Origin of the sequence: Sphingorhabdus contaminans, assembly GCF_007280415.1 — a bacterium.
Classification (GTDB): domain Bacteria; phylum Pseudomonadota; class Alphaproteobacteria; order Sphingomonadales; family Sphingomonadaceae; genus Sphingorhabdus_B; species Sphingorhabdus_B contaminans.
Genome location: NZ_VKKU01000002.1, coordinates 1,306,956 through 1,322,363 on the forward strand (window position 1 = coordinate 1,306,956; position 15,408 = coordinate 1,322,363).

Here is a 15,408-nt window from a genome sequence, read left to right on the forward strand (position 1 = left end):
CGCATGAACAACCGGACCAGAATATGACACGCCCGATTAACGATACGGGATCACCACATAGGGTGACGGCGGCAATTGCCCGCGCATCGGCACGTACCGGTGTCGATTTCGACTATTTAATGGATCAGGCCCGTATCGAAAGCGGGATGCGCCCCGATGCGCGCGCGGCCACATCCAGCGCGACGGGCCTTTATCAATTTACCAAGCAAACATGGCTGGGCACCGTGAAGGAACATGGCGCTTCCCATGGTATGGGATGGGCCGCAAATGCTATTTCCCGCAATTCGGACGGAACCTTTTTCGTTTCAGATCCGTCGACGCGCGCAGCCATTCTTGATTTGCGCAGCGATCCGGATGCGGCCGCAGCGATGGCCGCCGAATTTGCCGCAGACAATGGCGCATATCTGCAGGAACGTATTGGGGCCAGTCCCGAGCCGGTCGACCTTTATCTGGCGCACTTTCTGGGTGCCGAAGGGGCCGCGAAGTTTCTCGACGCCTATCGCGCTGATCCGACGCAGAGCGCAGCACCGCTTTTTTCCGAAGCCGCGCGTGCAAATCGCCCAATTTTCTTCCGCGATGACGGTGGAGCCAGGAGCCTGGCCGAAATCCGCCAGAATTTCGCGGCCAAGCTCGGCAATACGCAGAGCCAGTTTCCCGCCTTGAACAGACAGAGCAGCCATATGGCGTCCTCATCCAACACCGGACGTACGCCGCTTGAAATGGCGACGATGCTGCCCATGCCGAAAAAGCTTGATCTGAACTTTGCACGCGACGCCTATCGCCGCCTGTCGGGCATTTCGTCATGATGGACCGGCTCAACCTCTCCATCTGGCTGCAAACCATAAAGGGTGGTGCGCTGCCCGTCGCGGTGTTGCTGCTCGTCATGCTGATGATCGTACCGATACCGGCAATGCTGCTGGATGTCGGCTTCATCCTGAACATCATGATCAGTCTGGCGGTCCTGATGGTCGCCATGAACGTCGCCAAGCCGCTCGACTTTTCGGCATTTCCGACCGTTCTGCTGCTAGCCACATTGTTCCGGCTGGCCCTGAACGTGGCGTCGACCCGCGTCGTTCTGGTGGACGGCCATAATGGCGTTGCTGCTGCGGGCCATGTTATCGAGGCTTTCGGCGCCATTTTGATCGGCGGCGATTACATCGTCGGCCTGTTCGTCTTCGCCGTGTTGATGATCATCAACATGGTCGTGATCACAAAGGGTGCCGGACGCGTGTCAGAAGTGTCTGCCCGTTTCACACTGGATGCATTGCCCGGCAAGCAGATGGCGATCGATGCCGATCTGAACGCTGGTCTCGTCACCCCCGATGAAGCCAAGGCGCGGCGTCAGGAAGTGGCGACCGAGGCGGACTTTTACGGTTCGATGGACGGTGCCTCCAAATTTGTGAAGGGCGACGCCATTGCAGGCCTGCTGATCCTGTTCGTCAATATTTTTGGCGGACTGATTCTGGGCGTCGTCAGCCATGATCTCAGCTTTGGCGATGCGGCCGAGATTTATATCAAGCTCGCCATTGGCGACGCGCTGGTTGCACAGGTGCCCGCGCTCCTGCTTTCCATTGCCGCGGCAGCCATTGTTACCCGCGTATCTTCGCCCCTCGACCTGTCTGGGCAGATTTCGACGCAGTTCGGGCATGCCCGCGCTTGGGGTCCGGTTGCCGCCATTCTCGCACTGCTGGGAATGGTTCCGGCGATGCCCCAACTCGTCGTGCTGCCTGCCGCTGCGGTCGCAGGTGGTATATGGTGGTTGCTCCGCCGTGTGGAAAAGGCGCCGCCAAAGCCGGACGAGACTATCGTCGACGCAACCCCCGGCCATGTTATCGAATGGCACGAAATCGCAGAAACCGCGCCCATCACGCTGGAGCTCGGCTATTCTCTGGTCAGCCTTGTCGATGAACGGAAAGGCGCGCCGCTGATGGGCCGTGTCACCGCCATCCGCCGGCAGCTTTCACGCGAATTTGGCTTTGTCGTGCCTATGGTGAAGGTGACCGATGATCTGTCGCTTCCCGGAAACACCTACCAGATCCGGATTTCGGGTGTTCTGGTCGGCGAAGACAGCGCCTGGGCAAATGAATTGCTCGCGCTTGATTCCGGCGACTGTCTGGAGGGTATTACCGGTCGCGCGGTCAAGGATCCCAGCTTTGGACTGGATGCCCTCTGGATTGCAGAGCGCGACCGTATCGATGCCGTTGCCGCAGGCTATACGGTCGTTGACCCTGCGACCGTTATCGCAACCCATTTGAACCAGTTGGCGACCGCGTCCGCCGCCGAATTATTTGGCATGGATGACGCGCAGGCGTTGATCGACAATCTCAAGGAAAGCTACCCGCAACTGGCCGCCGGTTTGACGCCCGCGCCCTATTCGCTCGCTGCGATCACCGCGCTGTGCCGCGCACTTCTGGCCGAGCGTGTTCCGCTGCGCGATTTCCGCCGCGTGGCCGAGGCTATGGTCGATCTTGCGCCGCGGAATCTGGACGCGTCCGATCTGGTAGAGGCTGTCCGTCAGCGTCTTGGACCGCTTATCGTCCAGACCATCGTCCCTGTGAAAATGCCTTTGCCGGCGATCACATTCGATGGCGAACTCGAAAATCTGCTTGTCCAGTCGGTACAAACTGCACCCTCTGCGAACTGGCCGTTCGAACCGGCACTTGCCCGTCGGATCATCAGCGCGGTGGATGAAGCGGTGCAGCCTATGCTGGTCGCCGCGCGCAGCTTTGCCGTCATCACATCCCCGCTGTGCCGTGCGGCTGTCGCGCGCCTCCTGCGGGCGCAGTTCAGCGACGTCGCTGTGCTGTCCTTCCTCGAAATTCCGGAAACCAAAAAAGTCGATGTGATCGCCGTTGTCGGCGGCACGCCGCGTCTGGCTGATGCCAACCCTTACAAAGGAGACCATGATGCTGAATGAAGCCCGCGCCGCTTACGCCCGTCCCGATGCGACGAGTCCTGCGCGTCTGATAGAAGCGCATAGTGCCCTTGTCCGCCGGGTCGCCTGGCATGTGCACAGCCGCATGTCGACGGCGATCGAGGTTGAAGACCTGATCCAGATTGGCTTCATTGCGCTTGTCGAGGCCGCCCAGAATTTTGAAGATCGCGGAATCGCCTTTGCGCCTTATGCGTCGACCCGCATTCGTGGCGCGATGGTGGATGCCCTGCGCCGTGATGCCCGGATGGGCCGCGCGGGCATGGCCAACCGCCGTTACTTGGCCGGTATACGCACGCGCCTGGAACAGGAATATATGCGCCCGCCGACCGATGCTGAAATGGCCGATGCTGCGGGTCTCGATCCGCAAGCCTATTATGCGATGGCTGCATCAACGCAGGCCGTGGGCCAGGAATCGATCGATGAAAGCTATTCGGACCATGATATGTGGTTTGCAGATCTTGCCGACAGCGCCGATACCGCCATGGAAAAGGCGCAGTTGCGCGAGGCCCTCATTGCCAATCTCGCCAAGCTGTCCGAACGCGAGGCCATGATCCTGCAACTCTATTTTGTGGAAGAGCTGAATCTGGACGAAATCGGCGAGACATTGGGCGTTGGTGCTGCACGCGTCTGCCAGATCAAAAAGGCGGCGCTGGACAAGATGCGGATGCTGATGGCGGATTAAAGCGTTACGCTAACCCGCACCTCGTCGCCTGCGACCAGCTCCTCCGCTTTACGCACCGCTGCCTTGACCGGAAGCAGCCAGCCGCCGCTCCCCTTGTCCGGGAATATGGATGTATCCCAGGACGTCTCCCCGATGGTGACATGCACCTTCATCGCCCCCCAACCGCGCCGCCGCCCGCTTTCGAGCCGTCGCATCAGGGCAAGGGCATGAATCGCCTCGGCCGCTTCGCCTTCTATTGTCAGAAAATGCCAACTCGCCGCAGCCTTGTCGCTGTTCCACAGCCACAGTTTCGCGGTTATATGGTGTGTCTCGGTCATCGCTGACCTCTTTTACTTGGCCGTTTGCCGCCGCACCGGGACCGGAATGTTGCAAATATCCGCGCCACCCGCCGGCCTTATGAAAAAGGGATCGCGCCGGTTCGCCCGCGCGTCGGCATAGGCTTTGAAGCTGTCGCTCTCGGTCCGCAGATATTCGAAAGACGGAACATTTTGCGCGTCGGACCCTAGGCGTACCGACAAAATCGGCACCCGTTCTGCTTCCTTTTCGTAAAAGCCCAGCGCACCTGTGCCGCGCGGCAGGCTGGACAGATGCTCGATCCCTTCGATGACGCGGCCGACCAAGGCGATATTACGGTCCAGATGCCGCGGTGCATGGCCGATGACCGTATATAGCTCCGCGCCTGTGCCGGTGTCCGGGGAAAGGTTCCGGCCAACGCCAACCATGCCATAACAATGGATGGGCCACTGCGTTCCCTTTAGATCAAATGCAATCGGCCAACCTTCCACCACCGCATGGGCATCGGCGTACAGATCGGCTTTGAGCGATTTCCGGAGCCGCTTAGAAAGCTCACTCTGGGAGGCATTCTTGGACTTCGGGAATTTGTCTGCAAACTCTGGGAAGTTTTTATGAAACGAAGATAGCGTCGTATCTAGCGCTTCGAGACGAATTTTGAGATCTGATGTTGCAGTATACTCACTCTCAGGCACCGCCGCCAATCCCTCTGGCAAAGCCTTCTTCTCCGTAGCATCGCCCCATTGGACAACATAATTGTCCTGCACACGGTTGATACTGGTGCCGTCCCACCATTTGGCGTTTGCCAGTTTGCGGATATTGCCGATCCACCCCTTGCTGAACGGGGCCGGCATCAACTGGATCACCACGCGGCGCGGCCTTCCCGCCGCGTCGGGCGCCAGGTCCATGACCAGCAGATCGGACGCCGCAATAGGGGCCCATTCCTGTGCCTTGGCCGCCGCGACAATCTCGCCCGGCGCGGGATAGGTTTTTTGCTCTTGCGCGATAGCTGGCGATGCTGCGCAAAATGCGGCGGCGGCGGTCAAATTCAAAAATCTTTTCATGGAACGGCTTATGGCAAATCACAGTGCCTTGCGAAAGCGCAAAGGAGCCGCTAGGGGCGTCGCTTCCCCCAAGGGGATGCGGAGACGTGGCCGAGTGGTCGAAGGCGCTCGCCTGGAAAGTGAGTATACGTCAAAAGCGTATCGAGGGTTCGAATCCCTCCGTCTCCGCCACCTAGTCTGCCTTCTGGGTCTTAGCTGAGGATAGCGGCTCCCCCAGTTTTTGCGCGCACAGATACGTCATGGCAGCTTCATTGATTCCTGCCTTGAGCTCAAGTGCTTATCGCTCCAGGTGCGACGATTTCAATTTAACATAAAATCGAATAGCGAGCCCCCACTAGACTGAAGCGAAGACTATCCTTGACGACGCTGTCAGGGTATAATGCAGGCGTTGTTCAGGTGAACCATAGATTGCTAATACTTCGTTCTGGCCCGACGCAAGTCCGATCCGCTGCTTCAATTCTTCGTCTACGCCTCGCTCCACAATCACTTGGCCACAGACCGTCACTTCATTGACCAATAGAGCTATGGAACCAACGGCTATGCCGGACTAGCAAAAGCCGGTCACGTACTTGTTCGGGACGCCATCAGCGAACGAACGGAAGGCAATGCAAGCCAAAACGCAAGTGCGCTAAGGGGCAAGATTGAGAGTGAGCAGAGCAGTAGAGATTCCCCAATAGCTTGGCCACCACCGAGTGCGTCAGTCACAGTTGCCACAAGTAGCGGGGCACCGCCGAGAGCGATCACCCCATTGATAGCAACGAGGAGCGATGCTGCTTTTCCACGCATTTCTATCGGCGTAATGATCTGAAGAATAGTGACCGGCAAGCTTAGGTAACCCGAGATGATAAGGAAATAGAGCCCGACCAAGAAAAGCGAGTGACCCGGGTCGGGAACAGCAAAGATCGCGACGGCGACAATGGTCGCAATCATGGTAGTGATCGCAACATAACGCAGATGTGCGTCGGTCACACCTCGCGAAAACCAAAAGTCGACTATTTTGCCATGCAATGGTAACCCGACGACCGTTCCGACTGATATTGCCAGCCCAAGGGATGGACCGATTTGAGCCGTTGAGAGCCCATGCACCCGCTCGAAAAAAACCGGCATCCAAGCTTGCAATCCGACAGCAACCATTCCCACCAGTACAAGTCCTAGATGATGAGGCACGACAAAGCGCCAATTGGCCTTTACAACTTTAAAGTAATCAGCGTAGCCGACCTTATGGACTTTATCGCATGAAGAAATACGGGGATCCCGGATTGTGAATGCAAGAAAGGCTATAAGTAATCCCGGCGCGCCGACGATCAAAAAGATGGCTTGCCAGCCTCGCAAGGTCACTAGCCCCATCACGTCATAACTCGTGTCTGGCGAAATTAAGAGAGTCAGCGCTCCGCCGATCGCAAGGGAAACTCCTGCCCCGATCTTAATACCGGTCGAATAAACCGCCATCGGCAAAGCGAGTCGTTTGGGCGGAAAATAGTCGGACAATAGCGATTGCGATCCGGGCCCCAAAACGGCTTCGCCGGCGCCTATCGTGGCCCGTGCCGCAAAGAACGACCAGAAGTTCTGAGCCATACCGCAGGCCATGGTGCCGATACTCCAGACTGTCACGCCGGCCCAGATCACCAAAGGGCGGCTATATCGGTCAAGCGCCCAGCCGATCGGTAATGCTCCGAGACAGAAGAATAGGCCGAAGGCGATACCCATCAATGCGCCCATTTGAATCTCGCTGAAACCCAGATCGGCTTGGATCGGTATGACCAGCAGCGAAAGCAAATTGCGGTCGAGCACCGACAGCGTCATCAGAACCGTAAGGATTCCGACTGTGAACCAGCCCTGCCTTTCCGGCGGGTAAGCAGAAGCGGTGGATGGAGGTTTATCCTCAGTAGAGTGTGAGTGCCGTTCCACGCCTATTTTGGTGCCATACGGATCGCGCCGTCGAGGCGGATACACTGGCCGTTGAAGTAGGTGTTGCGGTTGAGTTCGGCGACAAGACTACCGAATTCCTCCGGCTTGCCGAGGCGCTTTGGAAAGGGAACCGCCGCGCCCAAGGCATCGATGACGTTCTGCGGCATGTTGCTGACTAATGGCGTTGCGAAAATACCCGGCATGATCGAGTTACAGCGGATGCCCAGATCCATTAGATCGCGGGCAATCGGCAGGACCAGTCCGTTCACGCCGGCCTTGGCCGAGCCGTAGATGACCTGTCCGATCTGCGCATCTTGGGCGGCGACCGAAGCGGTCAGGGTGATGCAACCACGCTCGCCATCGTCGAGCGGCTCTAGTTCGCTCATGCCAAGCGCCGAGAGCGAGGCCATTCGGTAGGACGCGACGAGGATGCCCTGGACCCCAAATTCATAGTCTTCGGTAGACGTCCGCTTGAATTTGCTGGTCTCCTTGTCGAACGACAGGGTCTTGCCGCGCCGTGATGCCATGGCGCAGTGAACCAGAATGCGTTCCTGACCATGTGCTGCGCGTGCCTTGGCGAAGCCTTCGTCCGCACTTTCCTCGCTCATGATGTTGACGTTGCAGAAGACACCACCGATGGCATTGGCAACTGCTTCACCGCGTTCCTCGTTGATGTCGAAGATGGCGACCTTCACCCCTTGGTCAGCAAGCGCTTCGGCCGCTGCTTGACCGAGCCCCGAGGCGCCACCTGTGACTACGGCGGAAATCGAATTGTTCAGCTTCATGTTTGTTCACTGCCTTCCTTGAATATGTCCGATTTACGATTGGTTGCCCGGCGCCTCAGACGCTTGTCGTCTGGCCCTTCCCCCAATAGCTGTCGCGAAGGAGTCGTTTGTACAGCTTGCCATTGGGGTGGCGGGGAAGCTCCTGCATGAAATCCAGCCGACGTGGGGTTTTTATATGCGACAGGTTGGCTCTCGCATAACCCAGCAGCTCATCGCGCAACGCTTGGTCAGCATCACTCCAATCCTGTGGCTGTATCACTGCTACCACTTCCTCGCCCATGTCTTCATTGGGCGCACCGACGACCGCTGCATCGGCAACCTTGGGGTGCAAGATCAAGAGATTCTCTATTTCCTGAGGGTAAATGTTGACCCCGCCCGAGATGATCATGAAACTCCTCCGGTCGGTGAGATAAAGGTAACCCTCCTCATCAACCCAGCCCACATCACCCAATGTGGTCCAGCCATATTTATTGCTGTTCTCCGTCACTTTCTCGGGCGCGTTGTGATAGCTCAGCGGTGGTCCATCCGAGAAATGGACGACGCCTTCGCTGCGCGGGGGCAGGGGTTCTCCGTCTTCGTCGCAGATCTGGATCTTGCCCACGATCGCACGGCCGACCGACCCTTTGTGTGCCAGCCATTCTTCGGAAGTGATATGGCAGAATCCAATGCCCTCCGATCCGGAATAATATTCGTGAACGATCGGCCCGAACCAGTTGATCATCTGTTCCTTGATCGGGATGGGGCAGGGCGCTGCGGCATGAATCACTGACACCAGGCTTGAGACATCGTATTTCTCTGCTGCGCCAACGGGAAGCTTGAGCATTCGAACAAAATGGGTCGGTACAAATTGGGCGACATCGATCTTAAAACGTTCGATGAGCTGCAGGACATGCTCTGGATCGAACTTCTCCATCACGATCACTGTCCCGCCCAAGCGGTGAATTCCCAGCGCCCAACCTAGTGGCGCGGCATGGTAGAGCGGCGCTGGAGAAAGATAAGTGCACCCTTCGCCAATACCGAAAGGCCCCTGAATAAGGTGATCGAGGAAAGTCTTGTCTAGGATTGATCCTCCGGTTAGCGGGCGCTTGATTCCCTTGGGTTTTCCAGTGGTGCCAGATGAGTAAAGGATCGATCCGCCAGCGGTTTCATCGACTACGCTGGTTTCCGGAAACGCATTCCGCGCCTCTTCCCAGCTGGTGTAAGGAGCGACGGTCGTACCGGTCATGAACAGCTTGATGTCACCGGGTAATATATTGGGCAACTGGTTGGCAGCCTCACCGATGCCGGAGGACACAACTAGGGCACGCGCTCCGCAATCCCGGACGATGTATTCGATCTCACCCGCCGAGAGCTTGGACGAAATGCAGGCATAATAAAGACCCGAACGTTGCGCCCCCCAGACAACCTCGAAAAATTGAGGGTTGTTATCCATGCAGATAGCAACAACGTCGCCCGCTTTCAGACCTAGAGAAAGTAGTAAGTGGGCAGCCTGGTTCGATCGATCGTCAAGCTGTCGATAGGTGACCACCTCGCCAGAAACCGCCATAATATATGCGGCTCTATCTGGGTGTGACTTGGCGTGAACAGTCGGATGCATCGATTCTCCGAAGGCGTAGTAGTCTTTACGGTGGAGCCGTCCCAAGCGCCAATTCAAGAAAGTGGGCGCCTGTTGTTTGACAGCATCCAATGATCGCAGACGCAATCCCTTTAGGCTTCGCACGGGAAGATACCTCGAAACAAGGCATTCCTAGATTGAGACCCTCGATCAAGTCGTCATGTATATAAAACTAACGGGTAAGTTTTTCTTGTCAAGTCTGGTGTCATATGGGATGGCAGGAGCGTAAGATATGGTCGTTAGTGGAGCCGACGAAATGCAATCTGTTACTACAACGCGAGATGGAGAAGTGCTGATCCTTACGATCGATAATCCTCCGGTAAACGCCTTGAGTTGGCATGTCCGCAATGGGATCGGCGAAGAAATCGGTAAGGCGGTGGCAGATAATAGCGTAAAGGCGATTGTCCTCATCTGCGCGGGCCGCACTTTTATAGCCGGTGCCGACATCTCAGAAATGGGCAATCCGAATATTCCCAGCGGCCTTACATTTCTGGAAGTGTTCGATACCTTCGAATATGCTGACAAGCCTATAGTAGCAGCCATTCACGGGTCGGCGCTGGGTGGTGGATTTGAACTGGCGCTAGTGTGTCACTACCGGATCGCGGTTCCTTCCGCACAACTCGGCCTACCAGAAGTCAAACTGGGCCTCATCCCCGGCGCTGGAGGAACGCAGCGCCTGCCGCGCGTCGTCGGAATTGAGCAGGCGGCAATCATGGTGTCGCTTGGCGAACCGATTTCCGCGGTCGAGGGGCATGAGCGTGGGCTGGTCGACCGGCTGGCCGAAGAGACGAGCCTCAGGGCAGATGCTATAACCTTTGCTCGCGAGTGTATTGCCATGGGGCCGCGATCGACTCGCAATTTGCCCGTTACCGGCAATCTCACCGCGATCGAGAAACTCAAGGAAGAAAACGCCCGCAAGTGGCGAGGTTTTGAAGCGCCTTATGTCGCTCTCAAGTGTGTTGAATTTGCAGCTGGTGTGGAAGACCCCGAGGATGGTTTGCAGTTCGAGCGCGAGGAGTTTGTGCGTCTTCGCGAAGGAGCACAGACCAAGGCCCAACGGCACATGTTCTTTGCTGAGCGACAAGCGGCCAAGGTCGATGGCTTGCCCAAGGATACTCCGCTGCGCGACATACGGCGTGTCGGGGTGGTTGGTGCAGACACCAAGGGTTGCGGCATCGCGATGAATTTCCTGCAGAAGGGAATCCCGGTCACCTTGGTCGAGCAGGCACAGGATAATCTCGACAGCGGTGTCGGACTAATCCGCAGAAATTATGAAGCTTCAGCCGCCAAAGGCCGTTTCAGTGCTGAGCAGGCCGAACAGATTTTGGACCTCCTGAGCCCGTCGCTTGCTCTCGAAGATCTTTCCGACTGCGATCTGGTGATCGAAGCCGTCTATGAGGAGATGGACGTCAAGCTGGAGGTGTTCGCCAAGCTCGACCGGATCTGCAAGCAGGGCGCGATCCTTGCGACCAATACCAGTTATCTCGACGTGAACGAAATCGCTTCGGCGACATCGCGGCCGCAGGATGTGCTGGGCATGCACTTCTTCTCGCCCGCCAACGTCATAAAGCTGCTCGAAGTGGTGCGAGGCAACGAGACTTCGGACGGTGCGCTCGCGACCGTGATGGCCTTGGCCAAGAGGATCGGCAAGATCGCGGTGGTGGCCGGTGTTTGCGATGGCTTTATCGGCAACCGCATGTTTGCCCAGCTCCAGCAGGCAGCGCTGCAACTGTTGCTGGAAGGTGCATCGCTCGAGCAGATCGACCGGGCTCATTTCGTCTTCGGTATGCCGATGGGTCCCTTCCGGATGAGCGATCTGGCGGGACTAGATGTGGGCTGGCACCGCGATCCTTTGCGGGTCGAAACGATCCGCGATGCGCTTTGTGCAGCCGGTCGGCTTGGTCAGAAGAACGGGAAGGGATTCTACGATTACGACGAACGGCTCAACGGCACTCCATCGCCCGAGACCCTCGCAATCATCGAAGATTTTCGTTCACGATCAAACCTTCCCAAACGCGAAATTACCGACGAGGAGATTATCGAGCGTACGCTACATCCTATGGTCAACGAAGGGTGCCTTATCCTCGAAGAAGGCAAAGCCCAGCGCACGTCGGACATCGATGTGGTCTGGGTTCATGGCTATGGATGGCCCGCCTATCGCGGGGGCCCAATGTACTGGGGTGAACAAGTAGGGGCGGGTAGGATCGCTGCCGCGTTAGAGAAACAAGGCATCTCAATTGCCGCAAAGTTGAAGGCAATGGCTGTTTAGGAAAATGCCGTTTTCGTAGCAATGTCAGCCCAATCAGAGAGGAAGCAATAATGCGAGAGACAAGATCAGGAGGATGCCTGTGCGGTGCGGTGCGGTATGAGGTCGCATGGCCACCGCTGGGCGTGAGCGCCTGCCATTGTACCCATTGCCAGAAGCAATCTGGATCTGCATTTTCCATCATTGCCCGCGTGCCGCGCGAGGCGTTGGAAGTAACGGGAATTTTGACCGACTTTTACGATACGGGGGAAAGTGGAAGCCCAGTGATCCGGCGTTTCTGCGCGAAGTGCGGATCGCCCTTGATCTCCGAAATTCAGCAAGAGCCGTTGGATTCATTTTTCTTCATCAAGACGGGTACGCTTGATGATACGTCAAGCGTCGTTCCCACTAGTCATTGGTGGACCAGCCGCGCGCAAGACTGGTTCAAATTTCCCGATGGTGCGGTAATAATGGACCGTCAGTGACGAGCAAATTCAATAGAGTTGCGGTTTCGGAGATGTCGTTTGTTGTGAGCTTATTCATCCTCGCATAACCAACAAGACCCCATTGGGCATTGTTCGTTACACGCGCCTGGTCGTCAATTCGCAAAAATCTTGCTTTGTCGCTATAAAGGATGCCTGGACAACTACATGGTGACCAAGGCTTTCGAACAATTCACTGGCCGCCTTGCCGAATGCTATCGATTGAATTCCTTGTGGTAGCGTGGGATGAAGTGGTTCTTGCCTTTGATCTTGCTGGTGAACCAATCTCCGACTGTCATTCCTTCCTTGCCCAGCGGGACTACGCTGACCCCAAGTTTTGGCCCCAGCGGGACTAAAATAGGCGGAATTCGCCAACCCTTGTAGGGTTGGAGACTCTCCACCCGCTGTCCCGCGGCAAGCTTTAGTAGAGCACGTTTCATCCAAGGCACATGCTTGCCAATAGCGACGATGGTCATCCCGTCACCGGTTGCTGCAAGATCGCCAAGCACAAAGACATTGGGCAGGCGCGATGGGCGCAGCCAGGAATCGACCGATAATTGCCCGTTGGGTTCGCATCGGACGCCCGGAAGTTCGTGTGCCGGGCTGTCAGCCGCGTGGGCGCCGATTGTCGGGATGATCAGACCGGATAGAACAGAACCGTTAGCCAGCGTGATCTGGCCAGTAAAGGGAGCACTGGTTTGCTTGAGGTTGCGCACAGGCGAATTTAAACTGACTGTCACCCCAAGTGCATTGAAGCGTTGGGTCAGTTCCTTGTGGAGCTTTTCAGTATACATCGGAAATAGCCGCGACTGATCGCCAACAAGCGTCACTTTCTTGCCGGGAAAGGCGACCTTGATTTCGCCGGCTAGTTCCACTCCGGCCGCACCTGAGCCCACTATGACTACACTATCTGACTGGGCGATCTGTTTGGCGGTCGAGATCAGCGTATGTTTGAAAGACGGGATGTTATCGTCCTGAGGTTTGAACGGCGCAGCATAGCGCGATCCGGTGGCAACGACAATGGCATCCGCCTGGATGCGCGCGTCATCGGCGAGCGTGATACCGCCCGGATCGATTGAGACGACGCGTCCATGTACGACGCGCCCTCTATTCAGCAATCGGTCATAGGGGATTACAATCTCGTCGAGTAGATCTGGTTCGACCACAGCACGCAATGTCGCAGGTGTCATGACGAAGGCCTCTCGGGCCTCGATTAACGTTACATCGACATGGTTATCTAGCATCCGTGCAAGACTAAAACCCGCATAGCCGCCACCTACGATAGCAACCCGAAAATCTTCTTTCGATCCCACGTCTCAGGACTCCGCCACCATGGTGCCTTCGATGTACCCCAGTCCGTCGATCTCGCAGCGCACCACATCGCCGGGTTTCAGGAACTTGGGTGGCATGTTGGCGACACCTACACCCGCAGGCGTGCCGGTGAAGACAAGATCGCCTGGTTCCAAGGTCATGCCCACCGAAAGGTGCTCGATCTGAGTATCCACAGGAAAGACCATGTCGCTGGTGTTGTTATCTTGCCGCAGCTCGCCATTGACATAACAGCGCAGACCCAGTGCCTGCGGATCGCCCAACTCATCAGCAGTCACGATCCACGGACCGATTGGCGCGTGCGTGTCAAAGCTCTTGCCGAGCGACCATTGCGGGCTGGCAATCTGCCAGGTGCGTTCGGTTACCTCGTTGCCAACACAGTAGCCGAAGACAGCACCAAGCGCGTCGCCCCGAGCGATGTGCTTTCCGCCCTTGCCGATCACTGCGACAAGTTCAATCTCGTAGTCCGTGCTAGATTCGGCGATAGCAAAGATCGCTTTGATTTTGTCAGGAAAATGGCCGACGTGCTCTTCGGGAACCTTGGTTCCCTTGGTGATGATAATCGGATCATAGGGACCGTTGATGCTAGTTTGAGCCTTGGTGAAAAAGCCAGGACGACTAGGTGCGTCGCCCCCGCCAAACTTCTTTCCCTCCTCGACGTGTGAATGGTAATTGAGCGTTGCCCCGAAGATCTTGCCCGGCCGCTGTATCGGCGCCTCAAGCTTCACCGAGGCCAGGGGTATGCCCTCCTCCGTAGTTGCCTTCGCTTCGAGACCAGGTTTAAGGCTATCCCAATCGCGGATAAGGTCTATCATGGTTCCGGGAACACCCGTGTCGATGACTGCGTCTCCAACGACGATACCCGTTCGGGTCTGTTCATTGGCGGTATAAGTGCAAAGCTTCATGTGTTTTGTCCTTCGTGCTGGCGAGAGAATCGACGTTTCGTGCGAACGAATAGCGAAAGCATTCGTTTCACGAGGCCAACAGGAATACCGCCAATCGGAATTGGTGGTCCCCATTGGGCCTTAAACAGGGTATCGATCGACTCAATCGTTGGCGGTTGATCGGCAGTGTAGACATCACCATCGGTCCAGTGTTCCAGTTCGTTGCCAAATGGATCTTTCCAATAGTCGAAAAACTGGCTGCCAAGCACGTGCCTCCCAAGGCTCCAGAACGACTTTCGCTTCTTTGATTTGAGGTAGTCGTGGCCCATCAGTAGATCGTCAACACTAGGTACCTCGAAGGCCGCGTGCAGATTGCGGCGTCCACCTGGCAGTTGAAGCAACGCCAGAGTGTGATGGTCCGTTGGCTGGTCGCCCAGATTGCAACGCAGGAACGCGCCCAGTGGTACGTCTTTGGCAGCTTCAATTTCGTTGGTGGTCAACAATCCGAAGCGGTCTTTGTACCATTTTTCGCTCACGCGGTAATCACTGACCGCAAGCCCGGTGTGCCCAATTCGATGTGGGTGAGAAGGCGCTGGTTTTAGCCGTACTTCCCGGTTGAGCCGAGGTTTGGCGGCCGGAGTATTAAACGCTTCACCGATCAGCGGAAACGATGGCTCGTTATTCGCCTGATCGGCAACAACCTCAATGCGGTAGCCATCCGGGTCTATCAGGCGAAGAATTTTGCCTCCACCCGGCTCAGTCGAAATCTCGACCGGAGCATCTTCGTGGTCGGCAAGTCTTTCGAGATCTTCAACTGATCTGGCAAGAAATCCGACTGCAAGGAATTCGGCTTTACCGGGCTCGGTCACATGAAAGAACGGCCTGCCATCAGTGCCCTTGCCATAAAGTCGGCCATTGACCTCGAAGCATTTCATGCCGAAGTCCTCGAGAAATGAGCGCATTACGGCAAGGTCCGGCGCCGCATACCGGACATGGGCGATATCCTGGACAGTGATTATCGACATCGCCAAGCCTCCTAACGTCACGCACTTTTGTTGAGATGCCGTGAGTCTCAACAAAAAACAATTAAAAACTTACTGGTAAGTTTTTAATTGTCAAACTGCAACTCAAGCCTAGCTCATCTTGGAAAATTGGGCACGTAATTCCTCCAGTCAGTGAAATGGGTTC

The 15,408-nt window shown here is 56.6% G+C and carries 13 protein-coding genes and 1 tRNA gene; 6 read left to right on the plus strand and 8 right to left on the minus strand.

Annotated elements, in window-relative coordinates; translation table 11 throughout:
• The first annotated feature begins 23 nt into the window (after positions 1-23).
• From FOM92_RS14575 to FOM92_RS14585, 3 genes are read left to right on the plus strand one after another with little or no spacing between them, the layout of a single operon-like run.
• A complete protein-coding gene (locus tag FOM92_RS14575) occupies positions 24-806 on the plus strand; it encodes a lytic transglycosylase domain-containing protein (protein ID WP_143777536.1) in 783 nt (260 codons plus the stop codon).
• On the plus strand, positions 803-2,917 hold the full coding sequence (flhA, locus tag FOM92_RS14580) for a flagellar biosynthesis protein FlhA (RefSeq protein WP_143777537.1): 2,115 nt from the start codon (positions 803-805) through the stop codon (positions 2,915-2,917). Before FOM92_RS14575 ends, flhA begins: the two co-directional genes overlap by 4 nt.
• Positions 2,904-3,617, plus strand: a complete 714-nt coding sequence (locus FOM92_RS14585) for a sigma-70 family RNA polymerase sigma factor (protein ID WP_143777538.1) — start codon at positions 2,904-2,906, stop codon at positions 3,615-3,617. Before flhA ends, FOM92_RS14585 begins: the two co-directional genes overlap by 14 nt.
• Here the strand turns inward: FOM92_RS14585 and FOM92_RS14590 are convergent.
• Together FOM92_RS14590 and FOM92_RS14595 are read right to left on the minus strand one after the other, a co-directional pair.
• A complete protein-coding gene (locus FOM92_RS14590) occupies positions 3,614-3,934 on the minus strand; it encodes a DUF1905 domain-containing protein (RefSeq protein ID WP_143777539.1) in 321 nt (106 codons plus the stop codon). The two genes, FOM92_RS14585 and FOM92_RS14590, sit on opposite strands and share 4 nt — an antisense overlap.
• A 12-nt stretch (positions 3,935-3,946) precedes the next feature.
• Entirely contained in the window at positions 3,947-4,972 is a 1,026-nt protein-coding gene (locus tag FOM92_RS14595) for a peptidylprolyl isomerase (protein ID WP_143777540.1), read from the minus strand.
• Positions 4,973-5,052: 80 nt separating this feature from the next.
• Between FOM92_RS14595 and FOM92_RS14600 the strand changes: the two genes are divergently transcribed.
• Positions 5,053-5,143 (plus strand) — tRNA-Ser (locus tag FOM92_RS14600).
• Positions 5,144-5,533: 390 nt separating this feature from the next.
• Here FOM92_RS14600 and FOM92_RS14605 read toward each other — a convergent pair.
• The 3 genes from FOM92_RS14605 to FOM92_RS14615 form a co-directional block, all read right to left on the minus strand.
• Positions 5,534-6,775 (minus strand): MFS transporter, encoded by a 1,242-nt coding sequence (locus tag FOM92_RS14605; protein ID WP_143777541.1) that lies wholly within the window; start codon positions 6,773-6,775, stop codon positions 5,534-5,536.
• 107 nt (positions 6,776-6,882) lie between these two features.
• Positions 6,883-7,665: an SDR family oxidoreductase gene (locus FOM92_RS14610; protein ID WP_143777542.1), complete on the minus strand. Its 783-nt coding sequence runs from the start codon at positions 7,663-7,665 to the stop codon at positions 6,883-6,885.
• Between the two features lie 55 nt (positions 7,666-7,720).
• Positions 7,721-9,262 (minus strand): acyl-CoA synthetase, encoded by a 1,542-nt coding sequence (locus FOM92_RS14615; protein WP_143777543.1) that lies wholly within the window; start codon positions 9,260-9,262, stop codon positions 7,721-7,723.
• 250 nt (positions 9,263-9,512) lie between these two features.
• Between FOM92_RS14615 and FOM92_RS14620 the strand changes: the two genes are divergently transcribed.
• Positions 9,513-11,549, plus strand: a complete 2,037-nt coding sequence (locus tag FOM92_RS14620) for a 3-hydroxyacyl-CoA dehydrogenase NAD-binding domain-containing protein (RefSeq protein ID WP_246087321.1) — start codon at positions 9,513-9,515, stop codon at positions 11,547-11,549.
• Positions 11,550-11,599: 50 nt separating this feature from the next.
• Entirely contained in the window at positions 11,600-12,010 is a 411-nt protein-coding gene (locus FOM92_RS14625; RefSeq protein ID WP_211347414.1) for a GFA family protein, read from the plus strand.
• Between the two features lie 212 nt (positions 12,011-12,222).
• Here the strand turns inward: FOM92_RS14625 and FOM92_RS14630 are convergent, their stop codons facing one another.
• The 3 genes from FOM92_RS14630 to FOM92_RS14640 are packed head-to-tail and all read right to left on the minus strand — an operon-like array spanning position 12,223 to position 15,245.
• The gene (locus tag FOM92_RS14630; protein WP_143777545.1) at positions 12,223-13,320 is read right to left on the minus strand and encodes an NAD(P)/FAD-dependent oxidoreductase; all 1,098 of its coding nucleotides are present in this window, start codon (positions 13,318-13,320) and stop codon (positions 12,223-12,225) included.
• A 3-nt stretch (positions 13,321-13,323) separates the two neighbouring features.
• Complete coding sequence (locus FOM92_RS14635) at positions 13,324-14,241, minus strand: fumarylacetoacetate hydrolase family protein (RefSeq protein WP_143777546.1); 918 nt, start codon at positions 14,239-14,241, stop codon at positions 13,324-13,326.
• On the minus strand, positions 14,238-15,245 hold the full coding sequence (locus FOM92_RS14640; RefSeq protein WP_143777547.1) for a VOC family protein: 1,008 nt from the start codon (positions 15,243-15,245) through the stop codon (positions 14,238-14,240). The genes FOM92_RS14635 and FOM92_RS14640 overlap by 4 nt, the downstream gene beginning before the upstream one ends.
• Positions 15,246-15,408: the final 163 nt, after the last annotated feature.

Coding starts and splice junctions, on each gene's coding strand:
- FOM92_RS14575 (WP_143777536.1), top strand. CDS start 24: ATGACACGCCCGATTAACGATACGGGATCACCACATAGGGTGACGGCG.
- flhA (WP_143777537.1), top strand. CDS start 803: ATGATGGACCGGCTCAACCTCTCCATCTGGCTGCAAACCATAAAGGGT.
- FOM92_RS14585 (WP_143777538.1), top strand. CDS start 2,904: ATGATGCTGAATGAAGCCCGCGCCGCTTACGCCCGTCCCGATGCGACG.
- FOM92_RS14590 (WP_143777539.1), bottom strand. CDS start 3,934: ATGACCGAGACACACCATATAACCGCGAAACTGTGGCTGTGGAACAGC.
- FOM92_RS14595 (WP_143777540.1), bottom strand. CDS start 4,972: ATGAAAAGATTTTTGAATTTGACCGCCGCCGCCGCATTTTGCGCAGCA.
- FOM92_RS14605 (WP_143777541.1), bottom strand. CDS start 6,775: ATGACGCTGTCGGTGCTCGACCGCAATTTGCTTTCGCTGCTGGTCATA.
- FOM92_RS14610 (WP_143777542.1), bottom strand. CDS start 7,665: ATGAAGCTGAACAATTCGATTTCCGCCGTAGTCACAGGTGGCGCCTCG.
- FOM92_RS14615 (WP_143777543.1), bottom strand. CDS start 9,262: ATGCATCCGACTGTTCACGCCAAGTCACACCCAGATAGAGCCGCATAT.
- FOM92_RS14620 (WP_246087321.1), top strand. CDS start 9,513: ATGGTCGTTAGTGGAGCCGACGAAATGCAATCTGTTACTACAACGCGA.
- FOM92_RS14625 (WP_211347414.1), top strand. CDS start 11,600: ATGCGAGAGACAAGATCAGGAGGATGCCTGTGCGGTGCGGTGCGGTAT.
- FOM92_RS14635 (WP_143777546.1), bottom strand. CDS start 14,241: ATGAAGCTTTGCACTTATACCGCCAATGAACAGACCCGAACGGGTATC.
- FOM92_RS14640 (WP_143777547.1), bottom strand. CDS start 15,245: ATGTCGATAATCACTGTCCAGGATATCGCCCATGTCCGGTATGCGGCG.